Below are 24,568 nucleotides of genomic sequence, written 5' to 3'. Positions count from 1 at the left end.
GGTCCAGGAGGGCCGGTAAGGGGAAAATCAAGCGGACGGAGGGACAAATTCCGCCGGTCGCCCGCCCGCAAGCGGCCGGTGACAAGCGTTTCGCAGCCAGAGCGGACCTCTGGCCCGGAGCCTCCCGCCGCGGCTTTGGCCAGCGCTTTCATCGCGCGCCGCGGTTGTGGTACGATAGGAAGGCCATTTTGGCGGCGACTCGCCGCAAGCAACAGGAGGAGCGGACCACGATGAGAGTGATCGCGGGCGAAGCGAAAGGGCGCGCGCTCAAGGCTGTGCCCGGCATGAATACGAGGCCGACGACCGACAAGGTCAAGGAAGCGATCTTCAGCATGATCGGTCCTTACTTCGACGGCGGCTGGGCGCTCGATCTGTTCGCCGGCACGGGAGGCCTCGGCATCGAGGCGCTGAGCCGGGGGATGGACAAGGCGGTGTTCGTCGACATGGACCGCGCGAGCGTGGCGGTCGTGCGCGCGAACGTCGCGGCGGCCGGCATGGCCGCGCGGGCGGAGATCTATACCAATGAAGCGGGACGTGCCGTCAAGGCGCTGCAGAAGCGGGGACAGCGGTTTTCGGCCGTTTTTCTCGATCCGCCCTACCGGCTGACGCATATGGACGAGCTGATCGCCGAGCTCCAGGAGCGGGAGCTGCTGGCGGACGATGCGGTCATCGTCGTGGAGCATGACGCTTCCCGCGCCTATCCGGAGCGGATCGGCGCATGGGAGCGGAGCAAGCGGGCGGAGTACGGCGAGACGGCGGTCACGGTGTACCGCCGTCGCGAAGACGGGAATACGGAGGCTGCAGATGGACAAGAAGGATAGGCATCTAGAAGGAACGACCGGCGCGGAGGCGGAGCCCGCTGCGGGCACGGCGGGAAAGGGGCGCATCGCGGTCTATCCGGGCAGCTTCGATCCGGTCACCTGCGGCCACCTGGACATCATCCAGCGGGCGGCCCGGCAGTTCGACACGGTCATCGTCGCCGTGCTCAACAATACGAGCAAAAACCCGCTGTTCTCCGTGGAGGAAAGGAAGCGGCTGCTCGTCGAAATTACGAAGGATATCCCCAACGTGGAGGTCGACAGCTTCCGCGACCTGACCGTTCGGTTCATGCGCTCGCGCGGCGCGAGCACGATCGTGCGCGGCATCCGCACGGTGACGGACTTCGAGTACGAGCTGCAGCTCGCCTCGATGAACCATCGGCTCGACGAGGAGATCGAGACGATCTTCATGATGACCAATCCGAAATATTCCTACTTGAGCTCCAGCATGGTCAAAGAAATCGCCCGGTTCCAAGGCAGCGTCAAGGACCTGGTGCCGCCGGCGGTCGAAAGGGAGCTGCTGCTCAAATATCCGGACCGGCCTGAGTAAGGCCGGTTTTTGTTCGTGCCGGGGAAGCTTGCGCGCGTCAAAACGGGCAGGCGGAACGAACGAGACGCCACGTCGTCGAGCCGCCGCATCGCCCGGGCCGCTCCGGCGCTCACGCCTCGGTGCGGGCGGAGCGCCGCAGGCGCAGAGCCAGCGCGGCAGCGGCCGACAGCAGCAGCAGCGCCGAGACGAGCGCTGCGGCGAGCGGCAGCTGCAGCAGCAGCGCTCCGCGCAGCACGCCGCTCCAGGCGCCGGGCTCCTGGAGCAGCCGCTGGGCGCCGGCCGCCCAGCCCGTAGGCGGCGCCCAGCCGGCGTCGGCAAAGGCGGGAGCGGCCGAGCCGGCCAGCGACGACAGCGGCCGCCACAGCAGCAGCGCGAGCCCGCCGGAATAAGCGGCGGCGAGCAGGCGCGAGCCGGCCAGCGGCAGCAGGCGCAGGCCGCTGCCGCTCGCCGCTCCGCCCGCCTGCAGCAGGGCGCACAGCCCGCCCCAGCCGAGCGCGGCGGCGAGCGCGGCCGCCTGCAGCAGCGAGGCGGGCTCCGGCGCATGCCAGCTGGCCAGCGCCGCCGCGCCAAGATGCGCCTCGGCGGCGGCGGTCAGTCCAGGGCCGGCGATGGCGGCAGGCAGCAGCGGCTGCAGCAGGCGCAGCAGCACGGAGGCGAGGATGATCAGTCCGCCGGCCGCCATGAGCTGCTGGACGGCGCCGTTCACGCCGTCGCCGAGCGCTTTGCCGAAGCTGCGGCCGTCGCGCGCGCGGCCTTCCTCGACCGCTTGCAGGGCGCGGGCCGCGAGGCTGGCGCGGGTCGCGGCCGGGCGCATCGCGACTGGCGCGGGCGGGCCTTCCGCTGCCGGCGCCCCTTCGCGGTCGGAGCCGGACGCGTCCCGCGATCCGGCGCCTGTCAAGCCGCTCGGCTCGGCGGCTGCGGCCGACGCGCTCGCGCCGTCCGCGCTTGTCGTCTTCGTCTCTGCGGCCGAGAGCGGCGCGAGTCGGCTCATCGTCCAGGCGGCGAGCAGCGAGCCGGCCCAGAGCAGCGGCAGCAGCAGCAGACCGAACAGCGGCTGATGGAGGAAGCCCGCGCCGAGCACGACGATGACGAACAGCGGGTTGGGCGAATGGACGAGCGCGAGCAGCCGTTGTCCTTGCGCGGGAGTGAGGCGTTGCGAGCGGACGAGCCGCGCCGCCGCGCTCGAGCCGGCCGGATAGCCGCTCGTCCAGCCTTGGACGAGCGCCCAGCCGGCAGAGCCGGGCAGGCGGAGCTGCCGCATGAGCGGCGCCAGCAGCACGCCGAGGCCGTCGACGAGGCCGAAGGCGAGCATGAGCTCGGCGAGCACGAGAAAGGGAAGCACGGCAGGGAAGACGAAATTCCACCACAGCGACAGTCCGGACAGCGACGCCTGGAACGCCTCGGACGTGCCGCCGACGATGGCGGCGACGACGAGGATGGCGGCGCAGGCGGTCAAGAGGGTACGGAGCATGGATCGGTCCTCCTTCGATCTGGGACGGGCAGGCTCCTGTATGTATACGCATCGGCGGACGGGCTTAGAAGAACGGGGAGAGCGGAGGAGGGGGAGGCATGCGGGAAAAAAGGACGGGCCTTGCGCCGCGGGCGTCGATCCGCCGCTGGCTGCCCGCGCTGGCGCTGGCCGGATTCGTCGCAGCGGCGGCGCTGCCGCGGCCGTATTACGTGCAGACGGCTGGATTCGCGCGGAATGCCGCGCCGCTGATCCAGTTCGGAGCGGCCATGGAGGGGCGCGAGGCCGAAGCGGCTGCCGCCGCGACGGGTCCGGCGTGGCTGTATACGGCGGTCAAGCTGGAGCGGGCGAGCTTGCTGGAGGCGGCGTACGCCGAGCTGACGGGGCGCGGAGACGCGCTGAGCGTGCGTTCGGTGCTCGGCGGGGCGTCGGAGGAGGCTTACCGGATACGGATGGAAGAAGCGATGCGGCAAGCGCTGCTCTTGGCGGCGAGAGCGGCGGCCGACGAGGCGAAGCGGGAGGTGGTCGAGGCGGAGGGTGAGGCCGGGACGTCGGAGCGAGAGGCGGAAAAAGCCGGCTCCCAGCCGTCCGGCCTGCGGCTCGCGGACGGAGGCCGGGAGCCGCTATGGCTCGGCGCGGCCGCAGCGGGCGGACCGTCCGCCGGGCTGATGGCGGCGCTGTCGCTGTACGATCGGCTGACGCCCGATGCGGAGCTGCTCGGCGGCCGCCGCATCGCGGGCACCGGCACGATCGACGCCGCCGGCCGCATCGGAGCGGTCGGCGGCGTCGCCCGCAAGGCCCAGGCGGCCGCGGAAGCGGGAGCCGGCCTGTTCGTCGCGCCGAAGTCGGAGGCGGGCGAGGCGGAAAAAGCGGCGCGGCGCGCCGGCGGGCGGATGCGCGTCGTCGGCGCGGACACGCTCGCCGAGGCGGTCGCCCTGCTGCAGCCGCGGCCGTAGGGAACGCCGGCTGCTTCCGGTCCGCTCGCGGCAGGCAGCAGCCGGACGGCGATCAGCGGACGATCCGGAGCCGCCGCTGAATCCCGCCGCCGCGGCCGGACGGCTGGGAAGGCAGCCGTCCGGCCGCGGCGAATCTTCGAGCGCCAGCGGCTGCAGGCGGATCGGCGGCGGATCTTTCGGCGCCAGCGGCTACGGACGGATCGGCGGCGAATCTTCGAGCGCCAGCGGCTACGGACGGATCGGCGGCGGATCTTCGTGCGCCAGCGGCTACAGGCGGATCGGCGGCTCGTAATAGTCGCGCAGCAGCCGCCTCGGGTCGCGGCTGCCGCCGCCTGCGGCATGCACCGCCGTGCCGCGGACGTCCAGCTCCAGCAGCGGCAGCCCGTCCGCCCGCGCGGCGCTGGTCAGCACAGGCGCCGACGCCTCGCGCCGCATGCGCGCGAGCAGCTGCTGGCCGCGCGGCGTGAAGCCGAGCACGCGGATGTAGCCGGGGCCGGCCGCCAGGCGCTCGCGGCCAAGCTCCGCGGCGCGCAGGTTCAGCAGCACGCCGAGCAGCGCGCGCTGCAGCCGTGTGCGCGTATAGCGCTTCGTCTTGACGGCGGCGAGCAGCGGCTCGAAGCCGAGCTCCGGCAGCGCCGCGAGCTGGGCGGCGATCCGCCGCTCCAGTCCTTCGCCGAAGCCGAGCGTGCCTGCAAGCGAGGCGGGCGGCTCGACGAGCAGCCGGTGCAGCAGCTGCGGAAAGTAGTCGTCCCAGCGGCGCGGCGCCTCGCCGGCGGCGAGCTGCTCCTCCACGACGCGCAGCGTGGACGCCGGCACGTAGCGCGCGATGCCGGCCGCGCCGCCGCCCTGCTCCAGCATGCGGCGGATCGCGGTCGCGCTGGCGATCGAGCCGCTGCCGGCCTCGTCATGGTAGCCGGCCCCTTCGCGGCGGATCGTAAGCGGCTCCATGCGGCCGCCGAGCCGCTCGAGCGCAAGCAGATAATGCAGGCCGAGCGTCATGTTCGGCTGCGCGAGCTGCTCCGCCGCGAGCGGCGGGAACTCCGCGCCGCCGTCCCGGCGCAGCAGTTCGGCGGCCGCGGCAGAGTACGCGGACGGATACGGGAGCCCTCGCTCCAGGCCGGACGCCAGCGCCGCGCGAAACGATTCCGGCTCCTCCGCGAGCAAGCGGGCGGCAGCGCGCAGCGGCGCCAGCTCGCCGGTCTCGCTGCCGAAGCAGAACGCGTCGACGACGCCTGTCGCCTCGAGCGTCCAGACGGCGCCGTAGGCGAACCATTCGGCCGGCTGCACCGCATAGGCGAGCGGCAGCTCGAGCACGAGGTCGATGCCGCCTTCGAGGGCGGTGCGGGTCCGGGCCCACTTGTCCATGAGCGCGGGCTCGCCGCGCTGCAGGAAGCTGCCGCTCATGACGGCGACGGACGCTTCGGCGACGGCGGCTTCCTTCGATTTTTGAAGATGATAGGCATGGCCATGGTGAAACGGGTTATACTCGACGATAAGGCCTACGGTCCGCATCCTTGCACCTCGCTTCGGTCAGCGTTTTCATTCCTACTATAGCACGGGCGGAACGAAGCGGTGAATGACAAGGAGATTTGGTTGACAAAAGGCTTCCAAGCTCGATATAATAAATTTTGTTTGTTTGGAGTGATCTTATGGAATTTCGTGTCATGGAAGTCGTGTCCAAAGGACAGGAGCCCAGCTTCCGCGAGAAGCTGGATGTAACCGAGCTGCTGCAGGATCGCAAGGACGTCGTTGCGGCCAAGCCTATGTCCGTGGAGCTTGACGTCCGGCCCTACGAGGGCACGGCGCAGGTGGCCGGAGAGCTTCGCGCCGATCTGACGATGGTCTGCTCGCGCTGCCTGGAGCCGGTGGAGGAGCATCTGAGCATTCCGATCGAGGAGCGTTTCGCGCTCGCCTCGATGGTGAAGGATCCGGAGGCGGACGAGGACCTCATCCTCGTCGCAGAGGACAAGGTCGACCTTCAGCCTTACGTGGAGGGCACCCTGCTCATCTACCTGCCGATGGCGCCGCTCTGCAGCGACGACTGCAAGGGGCTTTGCCCGGATTGCGGAACCAACCTGAACGAGCAATCATGCGGCTGTTCCAGGGATGTCATCGATCCCCGGTTCGAGGCGCTTAAAAAGCTGCTGGAGTAGAAGCGGCTCATGATTGAGGCAACGCCGATCTTTGAAGGAGGTGTTAGACAATGGCAGTACCACAACGCAGAACGTCCAAGACCCGCCGCGACAAACGCCGCACGCACTTCAAGCTGACTGTGCCGGGCATGGTGAAGTGCGAGCAGTGCGGAGAGCTCAAGCTGGCTCACCATGTTTGCAAAGTTTGCGGATACTACAAAACCAAAGAGGTTATTTCCCAATAGTCCTCTTCCGTCCCTTCGGGGGAACCGAAGCGCCCGCCATTCCGGCGGGCGTTTTTTTTGGGTTTGCGGGCCGGGGGCAATTCTACTATACTGAATTGGTACCAGGTGTTAAACTTCGGAATCGTGCATAGGTTAAGGTTAAAGGTGGTGCAGGTCATCGAACGCCTTCCGAAAAAGCAGCGGCATCAGCAGCTACTGAAGCATATGGAGGACAATCCCTTCATGACGGACCGCGAGCTGACCCGCCTGCTCAAAGTAAGCATCCAGACGGTCCGCCTGGATCGGATGGAGCTCGGCATACCCGAGCTTCGCGAGCGGCTCAAGCTGATGGCGGAGCGCTCGTACGATCCGATCCGCTCGCTGCAGGCCGACGAGGTGATCGGCGAGATCGTCGATCTGCAGCTTGACCGCAGCGGCATCTCGATTTTCGAGATCGGGGAGGAGCATGCCTTCTCCCGCAGCGGCATCGCGCGGGGACATCATCTGTTCGCGCAGGCGAACTCGCTTGCCGTCGCCGTCATCAACGACGAGGTCGCGCTGACCGCGACGGCGGACATCCGCTTCCTGCGGCCGGTCCGCCTCGGAGAGAAGTGCATCGCCAAGGCGTACGTGCGCCGGGCCGGGCAGCGCAGCAAGGCCAAGGTCGAGGTGTTTTCCTACGTCGGGGACGAGCTGGTGTTCGAAGGCCAGTTCATGATCCACCGTTCCGGCGGCGAAGCGGCAAGCATAGAAGGAGGAGACGAGCATTGAAGATCGCGATTGACGCGATGGGCGGAGACCGCGCGCCTGCGGAGATCGTCAAGGGGGCGCTGGCGGCGGCCCGCGAATGGCCCGACACGCAGCTCGTGCTGGTCGGCGCCCCCGAGGCGATCGAAGCGCATCTGGACGGCGCTCCGCCGTCCAATCTGACGATCCATCCCGCCAGCGAGAAGATCGAGGCGGACGACGAGCCGGTGCGCGCCGTGCGCCGCAAGAAGGACGCCTCGATGGTCGTGGCCGGACGGCTCGTCCGCGAAGGCGCGGCGGACGCGATGCTGTCCGCAGGCAATACCGGCGCGCTCATGACGGCCGGCCTGCTCGTCGTCGGCCGCATGGACGGCATCGAGCGACCGGCGCTCGCGCCGGTGCTGCCGACGCTCGACAACGTCGGCGTGCTGGCGCTCGACCTTGGCGCCAACATGGACGCCAAGCCGGAGCATCTCGCGCAGTACGCGGTCATGGGCAGCATCTACCGCGAGAAGGTGCACGGCATCGCGCGTCCGCGCGTCGGCCTGCTCAACGTCGGCACCGAGCCGGGCAAAGGCAGCGAGCTGACGAAGGCGGCGTTCGAGCTGCTGGAGAAGGCTCCGATCGAATTTGTCGGCAACGTCGAGTCGCGCGACGTCATGCAGCGCAATTGCGACGTGCTCGTATGCGACGGCTTCGCCGGCAACATTTTGCTCAAGACGATGGAGGGCACGGCCGGAGCGATCATGAAGGAGCTGAAGTCCGCCTTCACGAGCAGCCTGCTGACCAAGCTGGCCGCCGCCGTGCTCATGCCCGGGCTCAAAGGGCTGAAGAGCAAGATGGACTACGCCCAGTACGGCGGAGCGCCGCTGCTCGGGCTGAACGGACTCGTCGTCAAATGCCACGGCTCCTCGGATGCCGAGTCGGTCAAAAACGCCGTCCGCCAGGCGCGGATCGCGCTGCAGGCCCGGCTCATCCCGACGGTGGCCGCAGAGATAAAAGGAAAAGAGGTCCTGTCATGAAGTCCATATCGGTCGGCATCATCGGCACCGGCAAGTACGTCCCCGAGAAGGTTCTTACGAACCAAGACCTGGAGCGGATGGTCGAGACGAACGACGAATGGATCGTCACCCGTACCGGCATCCGCGAGCGGCGCATCGCCGCCGAAGGGCAGGCGACGTCCGACCTCGCCTTCGAGGCGAGCTTGAAGGCGCTCGAGAGCGCCGGCATCACGGCCGAGCAGCTCGATCTGATCATCGTCGCGACGATCACGCCCGATATGTTCTTCCCATCCACGGCGAGCCTGCTGCAGGATCGGCTCGGCGCCTCCCGCGCCGCGGCATTCGACCTGTCGGCGGCTTGCTCGGGCTTCATTTACGGCCTGGCGACGGCGTCGAGCATGATCCAGGCAGGCCTGTACAAGCATGTGCTGCTCGTCGGCGCGGAATGCCTCTCGCGCATCACCGACTACACGGATCGCAACACCTGCATCCTGTTCGGCGACGGCGCGGGCGCGGTCGTGCTCGGCGAGGTGCCGGAGGGACGGGGCTTCCAGTCGTTCGAGCTCGGCTCCGACGGCAGCGGCGGCCAGCTGCTCAAGATTCCGGGCGGCGGCTCGCGCCTGCCGTCGACGGCGGACAGCGTCGAGGCCAAGCAGCATTACCTCAAGATGGCCGGCAACGACGTGTTCAAGTTCGCGGTGCGCGTCATGGGCGCCTCGGCGGAGCAGGCGCTGTCCAAGGCCGGCTTCGGCAAAGGCGACATCGACCTGCTCATCCCGCATCAGGCGAACATCCGCATCATCCAGTCCGCTCTGAACCGGCTGGAGCTGCCGGAGGACAAGGCGATGGTCAATCTCGACCGCTACGGCAACGTATCGGCCGCCTCGATCCCGCTGGCGCTCGCCGAAGCCGTCGAGCAGGGCAAGGTGAGCGAAGGCGACAAGCTGCTGCTCGTCGGCTTCGGCGGCGGCCTCACCTGGGGGGCATCCGTCCTCGTCTGGTGACAGGACTCGGCGTCCTCCGAACGGGAGGACGCCGCCGCCTCGGGCGGCAACAACCGACAAGCTACGAAAGGCGGCTTTCAGCATGGGCAAAATCGCATTTGTATTTCCGGGCCAGGGCGCCCAGGCGGTCGGCATGGGCAAGGACCTGTACGACGCCAGCCCGGCGGCGCGCGCCGTATTCGAGGAGGCGGACGCCGCGCTCGGCTTCGCGCTGAGCGAGCTGATCTTCCAAGGTCCGGATGAAGCGCTCAAGCAGACGGCCAACACGCAGCCGGCGCTGCTGACGGTGAGCGCGGCCTTCCTCGAGGCGTTCCGCGAGACGGGCATCAAGCCGGATTACGTCGCAGGCCACAGCCTCGGCGAGTACAGCGCGCTGACGGCGGCGGGAGCGCTCGGCTTCGCCGACGCCGTGCGCACGGTGCGCCGCCGCGGCGAGTTCATGGAGCAGGCGGTGCCGGGCGGGCAAGGCGCGATGAGCGCCGTGCTCGGCGCCGAGCGCGAGGCGCTTGCCGCGCTTTGCGCCTCGATCGCGGCCGAGGGCCATCCCGTCGAGCTGGCCAACGTCAACTGCCCGGGGCAGATCGTCATCTCCGGCAGCGCCGAGGGCGTCGCCCGGGCGGGCGAGCGCATCAAGGAAGCGGGCGCGAAGCGCGCGATTCCGCTCGAGGTGAGCGGGCCGTTCCACTCCTCGCTCATGAAGCCGGCGGCGGACAAGCTGGCCGCCGTGCTGAGCGAGGTCGCGATCCGGGACGCGTCGGTGCCGGTCGTCGCCAACGTGACGGCGGCTCCGGCGACGGCCGCGGAGGAGATCCGCCGCCTGCTCGTGGAGCAGGTGTACTCGCCGGTGCTGTGGGAGGACACGGTGCGCCGCCTGATCGACGAAGGCGTCGATACGTTCGTGGAGCTCGGCTCGGGCTCCGTCCTCGCCGGCCTCATCAAAAAGACGGACCGCGGCGTGCGCGTGCTGTCCGTCAACAGCGTGGAGTCGCTGCAGGCGGCAGCCGCCGAGCTGAACAACGAAGCATAGGGAGGAACCGGATATGTTTGCAGATCTGACGGGCAAGACGGCTCTCGTGACGGGCGCCTCGCGCGGCATCGGCCGCGCGATCGCCGTCGCGCTCGCCGAGGCGGGCGCCGACGTGGCGGTGAACTACGCCGGCAGCGAGGCCGCTGCCGCCGAGACGGCGGCAGCGGTAGAGGCGCTCGGCCGCAAGGCGCTCGTGCTCAAGGGCGACGTCGGCAAGGCCGCCGATTTCGACGGCCTCGTCAAAAGCGTGCTCGACGCCTGGGGCAGGATCGACATCCTCGTCAACAACGCCGGCATCACGCGCGACAATCTGATCATGCGGATGAAGGAAGAAGAGTTCGACCAGGTCATCGAGACGAACCTGAAGGGCGTGTTCAACGGCATCAAGGCCGTCAGCCGCCCGATGATGAAGCAGCGCTCCGGCCGCATCATCAACATCTCCTCGGTCGTCGGCGCGCTCGGCAATCCGGGCCAGGCCAACTATGTCGCGGCCAAGGCCGGCGTCATCGGCCTCACCAAGTCGTCGGCGCGGGAGCTCAGCTCGCGCGGCATCACCGTCAACTGCGTCGCGCCCGGCTTCATCGAGACGGACATGACGGACAAGCTGCCTGCGGAGGCCCGCGAGTCGATGCTCGGCGGCATTCCGCTCGCCCGTCTCGGCCGGCCGGAGGACATCGCCGCCGCGGTGCGCTTCCTGGCGTCCGATGCGGCCGCCTACATGACCGGTCAGACGGTGCATGTGGACGGCGGCATGTACATGTAATGGACGCGGCGCGGCCATCCTATAGCGGCCGCCTGCTTTCGTTCCGTCTCCGAGGAACCGTTTGCGTATGGCATTTTGAATAGGATTCTCGTATAATACGATGGAGGAGGTGAACCGGATGTCCGAAGTAGTGGATCGCGTCAAACGCATCGTAGTCGATCGCCTTGGCGTTGACGAAGCGGAAGTGACCCTCGAAGCTTCCTTCAAGGATGACCTCGGCGCTGACTCGCTAGATGTAGTCGAGCTGGTCATGGAGCTTGAGGATGAATTCGACCTGGAGATCTCTGATGAAGATGCAGAGAAGATTACAACGGTGGGAGAAGTAGTCAATTACATACAATCTCATACGTAATTGTCCAAGCAGAGTCCCGTTTCACGACGGGACTTCTCTCTTACGCCAGGCGGTTTTCCGCATGTCCCATCCCGCCGGATTCATTCCGCTTCATCCGCATGCGCGCTGCGCATCCGAACTGACCACGAAGATCTTTTCCTGCCTCCAGCAGGCGGGGAATTCCATACACCGCATGACAAGACGCTTCAAGACGGTCCGGCATCCGGCCGTCCAACCTGCCGTTTCCCGAGGTGAACCTTTTACCAATGACAAATAGAGTCGTAGTAACCGGCCTGGGCGTGCTGACAAGCCTGGGCGACAGCAAGGACCAGTTCTGGGGCAGCCTGCTCGAGGGCAGATCGGGCGTCTCGACCATCGAGTCGTTCGACGCGAGCGAGTATACGACCCGCATCGCGGCCGAGATCAAGGGCTTCGAGCCCGAGGCCTACGGCCTGGACAAAAAGGAAGCCCGCCGCATGGACCGCTTCGTGCAGCTGGCCGTCGTCGCCAGCCTGAAGGCGGTCGAGGACGCGGGCCTGCGCATCGGCGAGAACTCCGACGCGGAGCGCACCGGCGTTATGGTCGGCTCCGGCATCGGCGGCCTCGGCACCTGGGAGGATCAGCACAGCGTCCTTCTCGAAAAGGGGCCGAAGCGCGTCAGCCCGTTTTTCATCCCGATGATGATCGCCAACATGGCCTCCGGCCAGGTGTCGATGGCGACCGGCGCGAAAGGCCCGAACACGACCGTCGTGACGGCCTGCGCGACCGGCACGCATACGATCGGCGACTCGTTCAAGATGATCCAGCGCGGCGACGCCGACGTCATGATCTGCGGCGGCGCCGAGTCGACGATCCGCCCGATGGCGATGGCCGGCTTCTGCAGCATGCGCGCGATGAGCGTGCGCAACGACGAGCCGCATAAGGCGAGCCGTCCGTTCGACGTCGACCGCGACGGCTTCGTCATGGGCGAGGGAGCCGGCGTGCTCATTCTCGAGTCGCTCGAGCATGCGCAGGCGCGCGGCGCCCATATCTATGCCGAGGTGATCGGCTACGGCATGAGCGGCGACGCCCACCACATGACGGAGCCGGACCCGGACGGAGCGACGCGCTGCATGCGCATGGCGATCCGCGACGCCGGCATCGAGCCGGAGGCGGTGGACTACATCAACGCGCACGGCACGTCGACTCCAGTCGGCGACAAGTCGGAGACGACAGCGATCAAGAACACGTTCGGCGACCATGCGTACAAGCTGGCGGTCAGCTCGACCAAGTCGATGACGGGCCATCTGCTCGGCGCGGCCGGCGGAGTCGAAGCCGTCATCCTGGCGATGACGCTCGAAAACGGCGTCATCGCGCCGACGATCAATCTCGACAACCAGGATCCGGAGCTGGATCTCGATTACGTGCCGAACGAGCCCCGCAAGGCGGACGTGCGGGTGGCGCTGTCGAACTCGTTCGGCTTCGGCGGCCATAACGCCACGATCATCATGAAGAAGCATGAAGCGTGATCGGATTCAGGAGCTTCAGCGGCAGCTTGGCCTCACGTTCCGCAAGCCGCAGCTGCTGAGGCTCGCCTTCACGCACACCTCGTACGTCAACGAGCATCGCAGCAGCGTCTCGGAGGACAACGAGCGGCTCGAATTCCTCGGCGACGCGGTGCTCCAGCTGCTCGTCTCGGAGCATCTGTTCGCCACGCATCCCGATCGGCCGGAAGGCGAGCTGACCCGCATGCGGGCCGCCATCGTCTGCGAGCCCTCGCTCGCCCGCTTCGCGGAGCTGCTCGACTTCGGCTCCTACGTCCGCTTGGGCAAAGGAGAGGAGCAGCTCGGCGGGCGCCAGCGCCCGGCGCTGCTCGCCGATCTGTTCGAGGCGTTCATCGGAGCCCTTTATCTCGATGCGGGCGTCGATTCGGTCCGCGCCTTTCTGCGGCAGGAGATGTTCCCCAGGCTGGAGGACACGCCGGGCTTGTCCGGCAAGGACTACAAGTCCAAGCTCCAGGAACGGGCGCAGAACCTGGCGCTCGGCACGGTGGAATACCGCGTCGCCGAGGAGCGCGGGCCGGCTCATGACCGCGAGTTCGTCGTGGAGGTGCTCGTCGGGGAGCAAGTGCTCGGCGTAGGCTCCGGCCGCACCAAAAAAGAAGCCGAGCAGCGCGCCGCCGAGGAAGCTTGGGAAAAGACGCGCGAGGAAGTGTAGGAAGGACGGGCGCCTGTCGCCCGGACCGCATGGCCGAAAGCCCCGGCAGCCTGAACCGCTTCAGGTGCTGGGGCTTTTGTCCGTATGGTACAATAGCCGCAAGAGGTGACATCGACCGATGTTGTTGAAACGCATTGAGCTGTCCGGCTTCAAGTCGTTCGCCGACAAGACCGAGATGGAGTTCGTAAGGGGCATCACCGCCGTCGTCGGCCCGAACGGCAGCGGCAAAAGCAACATATCCGACGGCATCCGCTGGGTGCTCGGCGAGCAGAGCGCCAAAAGCCTGCGCGGCGGCAAGATGGAGGACATCATCTTCGCCGGCAGCGACGCGCGCAAGGCCGTCAACTTCGGGGAAGTCTCGCTCACGCTGGACAACTCCGACGGCGCGCTGTCCGTCGAGCATCACGAGGTGACGGTGACGCGGCGGGTCCATCGCAGCGGCGACAGCGAATACATGATCAACCGCCAGCCGTGCCGGCTCAAGGACATCACCGAGCTGTTCATGGATACCGGCATCGGCAAGGAGGCGTACTCCATCATCGGCCAAGGCCGGATCGAGGAGATTCTGAGCACGCGCTCGGAGGACCGCCGCGGCATTTTCGAGGAAGCGTCCGGCATCGTCAAGTACAAGTCGCGCAAGCGCGAGGCGCAGCGCAAGCTCGACGACGCCGAGGGCAATCTGCTCCGCATCCATGACCTCGTCTCCGAGCTCGAGGACCAGGTCGAGCCGCTGCGTGAGCAGTCCGAGCGCGCCCTGCTGTACAAGTCGCTCAAGGAGGAGCTCAAGCACCGCGAGATCGCGCTCTACGTGCATCAGATCGAGGGCGTGCACAAAAGCTGGAACGAGAACAATGCGCGCATGGAAGGGCTGAAGAAGGAGGAGCTGGAGCTGTCGGCGGTCGTCAGCCGCCACGACGCGTCGCTCGAGCAGGACCGGCTGCAGCTGCGCCGGCTCGAGGAGCGGCTCGAGGAGCTGCACGGGCAGATGCTCGCCTACAGCGAGGAGTTCGAAAAATGCGAAGGCCAGGGCGAGGTGCTCAAGGAGCGCCGCCGCTACCTTGCGGACAGCCGCGAGCAGCTGGCGCAGGCGCTGGAGACGGCTGCCGCGCGCCAGGCGGAGCTCGCCGCGGAGGAGGAGCAGGCGCGGGCGAAGGCCGGCGCGCTCGAGGCGGAGCTGATCGACCTGCGCAGCCGCATGGGCAGCGAGGAGAACCGGCTGCGCGGCGTCGCCGGCGGCACGTCCTTGGAGGCCGGCGAATCGCTCAAAGGCGAGCTGCTCGAGGTGCTCGGCACGATGGCGCAGCTGCGCAACGAGATCCGCTACGCGGAGCAGCAGCGCGAGGCGCTGCAGCGGCGCAAGGAGCGGCTCGGCGGCGAGGAGGGCAAGTGGCAGGAGCAGTCCGGCCGCCTGCAGACTCGCCGCTCGGAGCTGATCGAGGCGCTCGCCGCCTCGTCGGCGGAGCTGGAGCGGATCCGCAGCAAGTACATAGAAGAGTCGCAAAGGACGCAGCAGCTGCAGAAGCGGCAGGAGGAGGCTTCGGCCGCCCTGCGGACTTGGGAGCAGCGCAAGGAGGCGCTCGTCTCCCGGCGCGATACGATGAAGGAGATGCAGGACGCGCTGGACGGCTTCATGCACGGCGTGCGCGAGGTGCTCAAGGCGGCGCGCCGCAGCTCCGGCGGCTTGTCCGGCGTGCACGGCGCGGTCGCGGAGCTCGTGCGGGTGCCGCAGCGCATCGAGGTCGCCGTCGAGACGGCGCTCGGCGGAGCGATGCAGCATGTCGTCATGGAGGACGAGCGCTCCGCGCGCGCGGCGATCTCCTTCCTCAAGCAGCGGCAGCTCGGACGGGCGACGTTCCTGCCGCTCGACGTTATCAAGAGCCGCAGTGTCCCGGAGCAGGAGAAGCGGCAGGTCGCCGCGATGGAGGGCTACGTCGGCATCGCCGCGGAGCTCGTGACCAGCGAGCCGCGCTACCAGGCGATCGTCGGCAATCTGCTCGGCAACGTGCTGCTCGCCGAGAACCTGGAGGCGGCCAACCGGATCGCCGCCCGCTGCGGCTATCGCTTCCGCGTCGTGACGCTGGAAGGCGATGTCGTCAACGCCGGCGGCTCGATGACCGGGGGCAGCCTGCAGAAAAAAGGCGCCAGCCTGCTCGGCCGCCAGCGGCAGATCGAGCAGCTCGACGAGGAGTCGGCCGAGCTGCAGCGGCAGCTCGCCCGCGTGCGGGCGGAGCTGGACGATCTGCGCAAGGAAGGCTCCATCGCCGCGCAGAACCGCGACGAGCTGCGCGAGCAGGCGGAGCGTCTGAAGCTGCAGGAGCAGCAGCAGCGGGCCGAGCTGCAGCATGCGGAGAGCGAGCTGGCCGGACTGCAGGAGCAGGGAGCGGTATTCTCCGCTGACCGCTCGGGCTTTGAGGAGGAGGAGCGGCAGCTCGTCCAGGCGGCCGCCGATGCGGCCGAGCGCCTGGACGAGCTCGGCATCCGCGAGGCCGGGCTGCAGGAGGCGATCCGCATCGCCGAGGAGCGGCGCAAGGCGAGCGAGTCGGAGAAGGAGGAGCTGCAGGTGCAGCTCACCGACCTCAAGATCCACGTCGCCAAGGCGGACCAGGAGCGGCTCGCGCTGCAGGATATGCTGTCGCGACTCCGCTCGGAGAGCGCCCGCGCCCGTACCGAGGCGTCGTCGCTGGAGGCGCAGCAGCGGCAGCGCAGCGCCGAGCAGGAGGAGCTGGAGGCGGCGTCGGTCGCGCAGATCGAGGAGCTCAACCGGCTGCGCCTGCGCAAGCAGGAGACGGCCGAGCAGACCGAGCTCGCCCGCTCCGCGCGCGCGGACAAGAGCCGCGAGCTCGAGCAGATGGAAAGCGAGACGCGCGAGCAGCGCAGCGGCCTGAAGCGGGTGGAGGAGCAGCTGCGGCAGACGGAGATCGCCGTAAACCGGCTCGACGTCGAGCTCGACAACCTGCTGCGCAAGCTAAGCGAGGAATACGGACTCAGCTACGAGCTGGCCAAAGCCCGCTACGCGCTCGAAGGCGATCCCGCCGAGGCGCAAGGCGCGGTGCGCGAGCTGAAGCGCCGCGTCGCCGGCCTCGGCGAGGTCAATCTCGGCGCGATCGAGGAGTATCAGCGGGTGCGCGAGCGCTTCGAGTTCCTCGACAGCCAGCGCCAGGATCTGGTGGAGGCCAAGGCGACGCTGTACGAGGTCATCCGCGAGATGGAGGACGAGATGTCGAAGCGCTTCCGGCAGACGTTCGAGGAGATCCGCAGGCATTTTGTCGTCGTCTTTGCCAAGCTGTTCGGCGGCGGCCGCGCCGATCTGACGCTGGCCGATCCCGAGCGGATCCTCGATACGGGCATCGACATCCTCGCCCAGCCGCCGGGCAAGAAGCTGCAGAACCTGCAGCTGCTCTCGGGCGGCGAGCGGGCGCTGACGGCGATCGCGCTGCTGTTCGCGATCCTGCAGGTCAAGCCGGTGCCGTTCTGCGTGCTCGACGAGGTCGAGGCGGCGCTCGACGAGGCCAACGTCTCCCGCTTCGCACAGTATTTGCGCGAGTTTTCGGAGCTGACGCAGTTCATCGTCGTCACTCACCGCAAAGGAACGATGGAAGAAGCCGACGTGCTGTACGGCGTCACGATGGAGGAAGGCGGCGTGTCCAAGCTCGTCTCCGTCCGCCTCGAGGACGAGTTCGGCGGCGAGTCGGCGTCGGCTTGATAGAGGAATGAAGGGATAAGCTAGCTTCGGAGGGATAGCCATGGGCTTTTTCAAAAAGCTGAAGGAAAGCATCGCGAGCAAGACGGAATCGGTGACGAACGTCTTCAAGGAAGGACTCGCCAAGACGCGCACCGCGCTCGTCGAGCGCGTCGAGGAGCTGATCACGCGGCGCAAGAAGATCGACGAGGAGTTCTATGAGGAGCTCGAGGAGATCCTCATCAGCGCCGATGTCGGCGTCAATACGGTCATGGACCTGATCGACGACCTGCGCGCCGAGGTGAAGAAGCGGAAGATCGAGGACGCGGGGCAGCTGCAGCCGGTGCTGTCGGAGAAGCTCGTCGGGCTGCTCGGCGGCGATCAGGACAACGGACTGCGCATGGCGGAGGAGGGCATCACGGTCATCCTGTTCGTCGGCGTCAACGGCGTCGGCAAGACGACGACGATCGGCAAGCTGGCCCACCGCTTCAAGAGCGAGGGCAAGACGGTGCTGATGGCGGCGGGGGATACGTTCCGCGCAGGCGCGATCGAGCAGCTCGAGGTATGGGGGCAGCGCGTCGGCGTCGACGTCATCCGCCAGCAGTCCGGCTCCGATCCGGCGGCCGTCATGTTCGACGCGGTGCAGGCGGCCAAGCAGCGCAAGGTCGACGTGCTGCTGTGCGATACGGCGGGCCGGCTGCAGAACAAGAACAATCTGATGGAGGAGCTGAACAAGATCTTCCGCGTCATCCAGCGGGAGATTCCGGGCGCGCCGCATGAGGTGCTGCTCGTGCTCGACGCCAATACCGGCCAGAACGCGCTCAGCCAGGCGAAGCTGTTCGGCGAGAAGAGCGGCGTGACCGGGCTCGTGCTGACGAAGCTCGACAGCACGGCCAAGGGCGGCATCGTCATCGCGATCCGCCACGAGCTGAGCCTGCCGGTCAAGTTCGTCGGCCTCGGCGAGAAGATGGAAGATCTGCAGCAGTTCGACAGCGAGCAGTTCGTGCATGCTCTGTTCGCCGGCTTGATCCGCGATCAGGATGCGCAGGACGGATCCGATTCGTCCAGGTGACAAGGTTCATCCCTTGACACCTGCCGCGCCCCTGGGTTATGATAGGTCTCGCGAAGAAAAGCCTCGGATGAAGGAGTTGCTCGGATGGCGACGGAAAGCCGCGACGCGCTGGAGAAGACGACGCGGATCAACCTGCTGTTCGACCTGTACGGAGCGCTGCTCACGGACAAGCAGGTCGAGATCCTGACGTTTTACTTTCGGGAGGACTTTTCGCTCGGAGAGATCGCGGCGGAGCTCGGCGTCAGCCGGCAGGCCGTGTACGAGCATGTGAAGCGCGGCGGCCTGCTGCTGGAGGATTACGAGAGCAAGCTCGGCCTGCTCGCCCGGCTGGCGTCCGCGGGACGCCTGCTGGATGAGCTGGACGCCGCAGCGTCCGGCCTGGACGATCCGTCCGGACCCGGGGAGCGCATCCGCTCTCTGGGGCGGGAGCTGCGGGAGACGCTGCTGGACATAGACAAGCGATAGACATGAGGACGGGAGGTGGCGGCATATGGCATTTGAAGGATTGTCGAGCCGGCTGCAGAACGTGTTCGGCAAGCTGCGCGGCAAAGGCAAGGTGACCGAGGACGATCTGAACGACGCCATGCGCGAGGTCAGGCTGGCCCTGCTCGAAGCGGACGTCAACTTCAAGGTCGTCAAGGAGTTCATCGCCAAGGTCAAGGAAAAGGCGCTCGGCCAGGAGCTGCAGAAAAGCTTCACGCCGGGCATGGTCATCATCGACATCGTCAACAAAGAGCTGACGGAGCTGATGGGCGGGACGCAGAGCAAGCTGGCCAAGGCCGGCAAGCCTCCGACCGTCATCATGATGGCCGGCCTGCAAGGCGCGGGCAAGACGACGACGTCGGGCAAGCTCGCCCTCATGCTCAAGAAGTCGAGCCACAAGCCGCTGCTCGTCGCGGGCGACATCTATCGTCCTGCCGCGATCAAGCAGCTGCAGGTCGTCGGCAGCGGCATCGACGTGCCGGTATTCACGCTGGGCGACCAGACGTCGCCGGTCGAGATCGCCCGCCAAGGCGTGCAGCATGCCAAGGACAACGGCCTCGACTACGTCATCATCGATACGGCCGGACGGCTGCATATCGACGAGGCGCTCATGGAGGAGCTCAAGCAGATCCATGAAGTGACGCGGCCGGACGAGGTGCTGCTCGTCGTCGATGCGATGACCGGCCAGGAAGCGGTCAACGTCGCCCAGAGCTTCCACGACCAGCTGGCGCTGACCGGCGTCGTGCTCACCAAGCTCGACGGCGATACGCGCGGCGGCGCGGCGCTGTCCGTCAAGGCGGTCACCGGCTGTCCGATCAAGTTCGCCGCGACCGGCGAGAAGATCGAGCCGCTCGAGCCGTTCCATCCGGAGCGGATGGCCTCGCGGATTCTCGGCATGGGCGACATGCTGTCGCTCATCGAAAAGGCGCAGGCCGGCATCGACGCCGACAAAGCGGCCGAGATGGAGCGCAAGATGCGCAACGCGGAGTTCACGTTCGAGGATTTCCTGGAGCAGATGGAGCAGGTCCGGAACATGGGGCCGCTCGATCAGATCCTGGAGATGATGCCCGGCATGAACAAGATGAAGGGCTTGAAGGACATGAAGGTCGACGACAAGCAGGTCGGCCGGATCGAGGCGATCGTGAAGTCGATGACGACCGAGGAGAAGCGCAAGCCGGAGCTGCTCAACCACAGCCGCCGGAGGCGCATCGCGGCCGGCAGCGGCACGTCGGTCGCAGAGGTCAACCGTCTGGTCAAGCAGTTCGACGACATGCGCAAGATGATGAAGCAGTTCAGCTCGATGATGGGCGGTCCCGGCGGCAAAGGGCCGAAGATGCCCAAGGGCGGCCTCAACATGAACAGCCTGAAGGGCATGTTCGGCGGAGGCGGCGGCAAGAAAGGCAAGTTCCCGTTCGGCTGAGCGCCGCGGGCACGGCCCTGATTCTTTCAAGGAGGTGAAGTATAATGGCAGTACGTATCCGTCTGAAACGCATCGGTGCGCACAAGGCTCCGTTCTACCGCGTCGTAGTATCGGATTCCCGTTCCCCGCGCGATGGCCGTTTCATCGAAGAAATCGGTACTTATAACCCGGTTGCTCAACCGGCTCAAGTGAATATCGACGAAGAAAAAGCCCTCAAGTGGCTGCAAACGGGAGCGCAAGCTTCCGACACCGTCCGCAACCTGCTTTCCAAAGCAGGCGTGCTCACGAAGTTCCACGAGCAAAAGCACCAGAAGTAAGGTTCTCCCGTTCGGGACGACCCGAATATAAGCATCGCAAAAGGGTTAGGATGATATCCTAGCCCCTTTTGCATCCAAGGCGAGGTGAGATGGATGGCGGATCAATGGTTCACGGTCGGCGAGATCGCCAACACGCACGGCATTCGCGGCGAGCTCAAGATCGTGCCGCATACGGACTTCGCGGAGCGCCGGTTCGCTCCCGGCAGCAAGCTCTCGATCCAAAAGGACGGGCAGCAAGGCGCCGTGCTGGTCGAGGTGCAGAATGCGCGATCCCATAAAAACGTGTATATCGTCAAGCTGAAGGGCTACGAGCACATCAATGACGTCGAGAAGTTCAAGGGCAGCCTGCTCAAGATCTCGGCGGAGCAGCGCGACGCGCTGGACGAGGGCGAGTTCTACTACTCGGACATCATCGGCAGCGAGGTCGTCACCGAGGACGGCGAGCGGCTCGGCGTCGTGACCGAGATTTTGCGTCCCGGAGCGAACGACGTCTGGGTCGTCGAGCTCGAGAGCGGCAAGGAGCTGCTGCTGCCGTATATCGACGATGTCGTGCGCAAGGTGAACGTCCGCGCCAAGCAGATCACGGTACGGCTGCTGGAAGGGCTGTTGTAGCGCCATGCGGATCGACGTGCTGACGCTGTTTCCCGAGATGTTCGACGGCGTCTTCGGCGCGAGCATCCTCGGCAAGGCGAGGGACAAGGGCATCGTCTCGCTGCAGGCGGTGAACTTCCGGGCCTACTCGGGCAACAAGCATAATACGGTGGACGACTATCCGTACGGCGGCGGGGGCGGCATGGTGCTCAAGGCCGAGCCGGTGTTCGCGGCGGTCGAGGACCTGCTTGGGAGCGGCGAGGAAGCCGGTTCCCCCCGCGTCATCCTGATGTGCCCGCAAGGACAGCCCTTCACCCAGGCCAAGGCGGAGGAGCTGTCGCAGGAAAAGCGCCTCGTCTTCATCTGCGGCCATTACGAAGGCTATGACGAGCGCATCCGCGAGCATCTCGTCACGGACGAGCTGTCGATCGGCGATTACGTCCTGACCGGCGGAGAGCTGCCCGCGATGGTCATGATCGACAGCATCGTCCGGCTGCTGCCGGGCGTGCTCGGCAACGAGTCGTCGGCGGTGACGGACTCCTACAGCACCGGGCTGCTGGAGCATCCGCACTACACGCGTCCGGCGAGCTTCCGGGGCTGGGAAGTACCGGAGGTGCTGCTGTCCGGCCATCACAGCCGGATCGAGCAATGGCGCCGCGAGCAGTCGATGCTGCGCACGCTGCAGCGGCGTCCGGATCTGCTGGAGGAGGCGCCGCTGAGCGACAAGGAGCGCCGCTGGCTGGAGCAGCAGCGGCTTGAGGAGCAGGCAAGCGCCGAGGATGGCGGAAAAAAATAGCCGATCTGCGCCGAGGCGCTTGTCAATCGGCCTAGAGTATGGTACGATTTGAAATGTTGTTTGCAGACTCGGACGGTCCTCTATCGGCGACGATCCGGCTCATAAGGCGAGCCCGGGTAGCTTATATGAACGTCTATGGTGGAAGGAGGCACTACTCATGAACATTGTACAAGCGATTACGCAAGAGCAGCTGCGCAAGGACATCCCGAGCTTCCGTCCAGGCGACACGCTTAAAGTGTACGTAAAGGTTATCGAGGGATCCCGCGAGCGGGTTCAGCTGTTCGAAGGCGTTGTCATCAAACGTCGCGGCGGCGGAATCAGCGAGACGTTCACCGTCCGCAAGATTTCTTACGGTGTTGGCGTGGAGCGTACGTTCCCGATCAACTCGCCGAAGATCGATCGCATCGAGGTTACCCGCCGCGGTAAAGTGCGCCGCGCGAAACTGTACTACCTGCGTGAACTGCGCGGCAAGGCAGCACGGATCAAAGAGATCCGCCGCTAGTCCGCCACATGATGAAATGCAAAGAGGGGCTTGCCGCAAACAAGCCCCTTTTCGTGTACAGATGAAGCCCGCTCTGCTTGCGGCGGGAGCCGAGAGCGCAGATAGAGAACGCACCCCTCGCGGGTCCGAGAAAGAAGGCGGAGCACAGATGGTGGACGAGCAGCTCCAGGAGCAGCAGCCGGAATCCGGCGGCAACAAAGCTCGGAAAGAGATATTTGAGTGGGTCAAGGCGCTTGCGATCGCGGCCCTGCTCGTGTGGATCATCCGCTGGTTCCTGTTCGCGCCGTTCGCGGTGGACGGTCCGTCCATGCAGCCGAACTTCCATACGGGAGAAAGGCTTATCGTCAACAAGATCCTGTACGAAATTCGCGAGCCGAAGCGCGGCGAGGTGGTCGTGTTCCACGTCCCGCAGGAGAATCGCGACTTCATCAAGCGGGTCATCGCGCTGCCGGGCGACACGGTCAGGGTCGAAGGCGACGAGGTGTACGTCAATGACGAGAAGCAGGACGAGCCCTATCTGAAGCAAGCGATCGCCGAGGCGCAAGCTAGAGGCGAGCTATGGAACCAGACCGGACCGAACTTCCCGAACGAGCTCGTCACGGAAGGCACGGTGCCGGCCGACTCGTTCCTGGCGATGGGCGACAACCGCAGCAATAGCGAGGACAGCCGCCGGATCGGCTACATTCCGTACGATCAGCTGATCGGACGGGCCGACGTCATTTTCTGGCCGCTGACCGATATCCAGATCATCAAGCATGGGTAGGCGAAAGCCTGCCCTACATTATTTTATAAAGAGGTGTCTGTATGACGATTCAGTGGTTCCCGGGACATATGACAAGAGCGCGCAGGCAGATCGAGGACAAGCTCAAGCTGATCGACATCGCGATCGAGCTGCTGGACGCGCGCGTGCCGATGTCCAGCCGCAACCCGATGGTCGACGACATCCTGAAAGGAAAGCCGCGGCTCATCCTGCTGAACAAGGCGGATCTGGCGGATCCGAAGGAGACCGAGCGCTGGATGGCCTACTTCGCCTCGCGCGGTTTTGCCAGCATCGCCGTCGATTCGTCCACGGGCTCGAGGGTGAACGAGATCCCTCATCGGGTGAGGGAGATCCTGCACGAAAAGATCCAGCGCATGCTTGACCGCGGCATGAATCCGCGCGCCATGAGGGCGCTCATCGTCGGCATCCCGAACGTCGGCAAGTCGACGCTGACGAACCGGCTCGCCGGGCGGCACATCGCCGCGACGGGCGACCGTCCGGGCGTGACCAAGGGCCAGCAATGGATCAAGGTCGGCAGCGAGATGGAGCTGCTCGATACGCCGGGCATCCTTTGGCCCAAGTTCGAGGATCAGCTCGTCGGCTACAAGCTGGCGATGACCGGAGCGATCAAGGAGCAGGTGCTCAACATCGAGGATGTCGCTTACTTCGCCGTTCGGGTGCTCGCGGAACGCTATTGGCCGGAGATGCGCGAGCGGTTCGGCCTCGATGAGCCGCCGACCGATCTCGACGACAACATGCAGATCGTGGCGGTCATGGAGCAGATCGGACGCAGCCGCGGCTGTCTCGTCAGCGGCGGGCGCGTCGATCTCGAAAAGGCGTCGGGCATCATCCTGCGCGAGCTGCGCGCCGGCAAGCTCGGCCGGCTCACGCTGGAGGCGGCTCCGCCGGCCGGCCGCGCATGAGCCGCCGCAAGCCTCGCGGCGGAGAGGCGCGAGAAGCGCAGCTGCCGTTTGAGCCGATGGCGGATGCCAGGCCGGAGGCTGTTCTCGACGGGCAAGCGGATCGGCTGCCGCAGCAGCAGCTCGCGGAGGCGGACGATCGGCTTGCTTTTGAAAAGGCGCTATGGGGGCAAGGGGCCGGACTCGTCTGCGGCGTCGACGAGGTCGGCCGCGGCTGCTTGTTCGGCGATGTCGTCGCCGCTGCGGTCGTGCTGCCGGCCGGCCTTGTGCTGGACGGCGTCCACGACTCCAAAAAGCTGAGCGAGAAGAAGCGCGAGCAGCTGTACGACGTCATCGCGGAGTCGGCCGTCGCCTGGGCGGTCGCCCGCATCGACGCGGCGGAGATCGACCGGATCAACATCCGTCAGGCCTCGCGCCTCGCGATGAAAAAAGCGGTCGAAGCGCTGGGAGTCACGCCGGACCATCTGCTCGTCGATGCGGAGACGGTCGAGATCGACCTGCCGCAGACGCGGATCATCCACGGCGATGCGCTCAGCCAGTCGATCGGGGCCGCCTCGATCATGGCCAAGGTGACGCGGGACCGGCTTTGCAAGGAGATCTGGGACCTGCACTACCCCGAGTACGGCATCGCGGTACATAAAGGCTACGCCACAGCCCGCCATCGCGAAGCGCTGGCGCGTTACGGACCGACAACGCTGCATCGCCGCTCCTTTCTCGGCAAGATATTGCCGGAAGAGCAGCTGCAGCTTTTCTAAAAAAGCTTCGAAGTCCCGCCCGCATCCCATGCAGGCGGGACTTTTTTTGGACGGCA

26 protein-coding genes are annotated in these 24,568 nt (G+C 66.4%); 24 read left to right on the top strand and 2 right to left on the bottom strand.

The window, feature by feature from the left end; genetic code table 11:
• Positions 1-230 precede the first annotated feature (230 nt).
• A complete protein-coding gene (rsmD, locus tag GE073_RS14635) occupies positions 231-821 on the top strand; it encodes a 16S rRNA (guanine(966)-N(2))-methyltransferase RsmD (protein ID WP_101809250.1) in 591 nt (196 codons plus the stop codon).
• Positions 805-1,368, top strand: coding sequence for a pantetheine-phosphate adenylyltransferase (coaD, locus tag GE073_RS14630; RefSeq protein WP_153783743.1), 564 nt, complete (start codon positions 805-807; stop codon positions 1,366-1,368). The genes rsmD and coaD overlap by 17 nt, the downstream gene beginning before the upstream one ends.
• Before the next feature lie 109 nt (positions 1,369-1,477).
• Here coaD and GE073_RS14625 read toward each other — a convergent pair whose 3' ends face one another.
• Positions 1,478-2,839 carry a nucleoside recognition domain-containing protein gene (locus GE073_RS14625; RefSeq protein WP_153783742.1) on the bottom strand — a complete coding sequence of 454 codons (1,362 nt, stop codon included), beginning with the start codon at positions 2,837-2,839 and terminating at the stop codon, positions 1,478-1,480.
• A 98-nt stretch (positions 2,840-2,937) separates the two neighbouring features.
• Between GE073_RS14625 and GE073_RS14620 the strand changes: the two genes are divergently transcribed.
• Positions 2,938-3,792: a S16 family serine protease gene (locus tag GE073_RS14620; RefSeq protein WP_153783741.1), complete on the top strand. Its 855-nt coding sequence runs from the start codon at positions 2,938-2,940 to the stop codon at positions 3,790-3,792.
• Positions 3,793-4,059: 267 nt separating this feature from the next.
• On the opposite strand, the gene GE073_RS14615 is transcribed toward GE073_RS14620, so the two are convergent.
• A complete protein-coding gene (locus tag GE073_RS14615; protein ID WP_153783740.1) occupies positions 4,060-5,304 on the bottom strand; it encodes a nucleotidyltransferase in 1,245 nt (414 codons plus the stop codon).
• A gap of 137 nt (positions 5,305-5,441) precedes the next feature.
• Here GE073_RS14615 and GE073_RS14610 point away from each other — a divergent pair, with 137 nt between their 5' ends.
• The 21 genes from GE073_RS14610 to GE073_RS14510 all read left to right on the top strand — a co-directional run bounded on the left by GE073_RS14610 (position 5,442) and on the right by GE073_RS14510 (position 24,512).
• On the top strand, positions 5,442-5,945 hold the full coding sequence (locus tag GE073_RS14610; RefSeq protein ID WP_153783739.1) for a YceD family protein: 504 nt from the start codon (positions 5,442-5,444) through the stop codon (positions 5,943-5,945).
• A gap of 50 nt (positions 5,946-5,995) precedes the next feature.
• Positions 5,996-6,169 carry a 50S ribosomal protein L32 gene (gene rpmF / locus GE073_RS14605; protein WP_028597468.1) on the top strand — a complete coding sequence of 58 codons (174 nt, stop codon included), beginning with the start codon at positions 5,996-5,998 and terminating at the stop codon, positions 6,167-6,169.
• A 144-nt stretch (positions 6,170-6,313) separates the two neighbouring features.
• Positions 6,314-6,919, top strand: a complete 606-nt coding sequence (fapR, locus tag GE073_RS14600; RefSeq protein ID WP_028597467.1) for a transcription factor FapR — start codon at positions 6,314-6,316, stop codon at positions 6,917-6,919.
• On the top strand, positions 6,916-7,917 hold the full coding sequence (gene plsX / locus GE073_RS14595) for a phosphate acyltransferase PlsX (protein WP_028597466.1): 1,002 nt from the start codon (positions 6,916-6,918) through the stop codon (positions 7,915-7,917). The genes fapR and plsX overlap by 4 nt, the downstream gene beginning before the upstream one ends.
• Positions 7,914-8,900: a beta-ketoacyl-ACP synthase III gene (locus tag GE073_RS14590; protein WP_028597465.1), complete on the top strand. Its 987-nt coding sequence runs from the start codon at positions 7,914-7,916 to the stop codon at positions 8,898-8,900. Before plsX ends, GE073_RS14590 begins: the two co-directional genes overlap by 4 nt.
• 82 nt (positions 8,901-8,982) lie before the next feature.
• Positions 8,983-9,927, top strand: coding sequence for an ACP S-malonyltransferase (gene fabD / locus GE073_RS14585; protein ID WP_028597464.1), 945 nt, complete (start codon positions 8,983-8,985; stop codon positions 9,925-9,927).
• Between the two features lie 13 nt (positions 9,928-9,940).
• Complete coding sequence (gene fabG / locus GE073_RS14580) at positions 9,941-10,690, top strand: 3-oxoacyl-[acyl-carrier-protein] reductase (RefSeq protein ID WP_028597463.1); 750 nt, start codon at positions 9,941-9,943, stop codon at positions 10,688-10,690.
• A 118-nt stretch (positions 10,691-10,808) separates the two neighbouring features.
• Positions 10,809-11,042: an acyl carrier protein gene (gene acpP, locus GE073_RS14575; protein ID WP_021880976.1), complete on the top strand. Its 234-nt coding sequence runs from the start codon at positions 10,809-10,811 to the stop codon at positions 11,040-11,042.
• Positions 11,043-11,287: 245 nt separating this feature from the next.
• Positions 11,288-12,529: a beta-ketoacyl-ACP synthase II gene (gene fabF, locus GE073_RS14570; protein WP_028597462.1), complete on the top strand. Its 1,242-nt coding sequence runs from the start codon at positions 11,288-11,290 to the stop codon at positions 12,527-12,529.
• On the top strand, positions 12,519-13,217 hold the full coding sequence (gene rnc / locus GE073_RS14565) for a ribonuclease III (RefSeq protein ID WP_028597461.1): 699 nt from the start codon (positions 12,519-12,521) through the stop codon (positions 13,215-13,217). The genes fabF and rnc overlap by 11 nt, the downstream gene beginning before the upstream one ends.
• A 118-nt stretch (positions 13,218-13,335) precedes the next feature.
• Positions 13,336-16,920, top strand: a complete 3,585-nt coding sequence (gene smc, locus GE073_RS14560) for a chromosome segregation protein SMC (RefSeq protein ID WP_153783738.1) — start codon at positions 13,336-13,338, stop codon at positions 16,918-16,920.
• Positions 16,921-16,960: 40 nt separating this feature from the next.
• Positions 16,961-17,968 (top strand): signal recognition particle-docking protein FtsY, encoded by a 1,008-nt coding sequence (gene ftsY, locus GE073_RS14555; RefSeq protein ID WP_028597459.1) that lies wholly within the window; start codon positions 16,961-16,963, stop codon positions 17,966-17,968.
• Positions 17,969-18,052: 84 nt separating this feature from the next.
• Positions 18,053-18,433: a YlxM family DNA-binding protein gene (gene ylxM / locus GE073_RS14550; RefSeq protein WP_028597458.1), complete on the top strand. Its 381-nt coding sequence runs from the start codon at positions 18,053-18,055 to the stop codon at positions 18,431-18,433.
• Positions 18,434-18,458: 25 nt separating this feature from the next.
• Entirely contained in the window at positions 18,459-19,871 is a 1,413-nt protein-coding gene (gene ffh / locus GE073_RS14545) for a signal recognition particle protein (RefSeq protein WP_028597457.1), read from the top strand.
• A 44-nt stretch (positions 19,872-19,915) separates the two neighbouring features.
• Positions 19,916-20,188 carry a 30S ribosomal protein S16 gene (gene rpsP / locus GE073_RS14540; protein WP_028597456.1) on the top strand — a complete coding sequence of 91 codons (273 nt, stop codon included), beginning with the start codon at positions 19,916-19,918 and terminating at the stop codon, positions 20,186-20,188.
• Positions 20,189-20,281: 93 nt separating this feature from the next.
• Positions 20,282-20,800 carry a ribosome maturation factor RimM gene (gene rimM, locus GE073_RS14535; protein WP_153783737.1) on the top strand — a complete coding sequence of 173 codons (519 nt, stop codon included), beginning with the start codon at positions 20,282-20,284 and terminating at the stop codon, positions 20,798-20,800.
• A 4-nt stretch (positions 20,801-20,804) separates the two neighbouring features.
• Entirely contained in the window at positions 20,805-21,575 is a 771-nt protein-coding gene (gene trmD, locus GE073_RS14530; protein ID WP_153783736.1) for a tRNA (guanosine(37)-N1)-methyltransferase TrmD, read from the top strand.
• Positions 21,576-21,732: 157 nt separating this feature from the next.
• Positions 21,733-22,077, top strand: a complete 345-nt coding sequence (gene rplS, locus GE073_RS14525) for a 50S ribosomal protein L19 (RefSeq protein WP_028597453.1) — start codon at positions 21,733-21,735, stop codon at positions 22,075-22,077.
• A gap of 148 nt (positions 22,078-22,225) precedes the next feature.
• Positions 22,226-22,840: a signal peptidase I gene (gene lepB / locus GE073_RS14520; protein ID WP_043110854.1), complete on the top strand. Its 615-nt coding sequence runs from the start codon at positions 22,226-22,228 to the stop codon at positions 22,838-22,840.
• A 41-nt stretch (positions 22,841-22,881) separates the two neighbouring features.
• Positions 22,882-23,760 carry a ribosome biogenesis GTPase YlqF gene (gene ylqF / locus GE073_RS14515; RefSeq protein WP_153783735.1) on the top strand — a complete coding sequence of 293 codons (879 nt, stop codon included), beginning with the start codon at positions 22,882-22,884 and terminating at the stop codon, positions 23,758-23,760.
• Positions 23,757-24,512: a ribonuclease HII gene (locus GE073_RS14510; protein WP_228551537.1), complete on the top strand. Its 756-nt coding sequence runs from the start codon at positions 23,757-23,759 to the stop codon at positions 24,510-24,512. The genes ylqF and GE073_RS14510 overlap by 4 nt, the downstream gene beginning before the upstream one ends.
• The last annotated feature ends 56 nt before the right edge of the window (positions 24,513-24,568 follow it).

Origin of the sequence: Paenibacillus sp. B01 (genome assembly GCF_009649995.1) — a bacterium.
Taxonomy (GTDB): domain Bacteria; phylum Bacillota; class Bacilli; order Paenibacillales; family Paenibacillaceae; genus Paenibacillus_O; species Paenibacillus_O pasadenensis.
The sequence above is the reverse complement of the archived record's forward strand: the minus strand, read 5'-3'. Positions and strand labels throughout refer to the sequence as shown.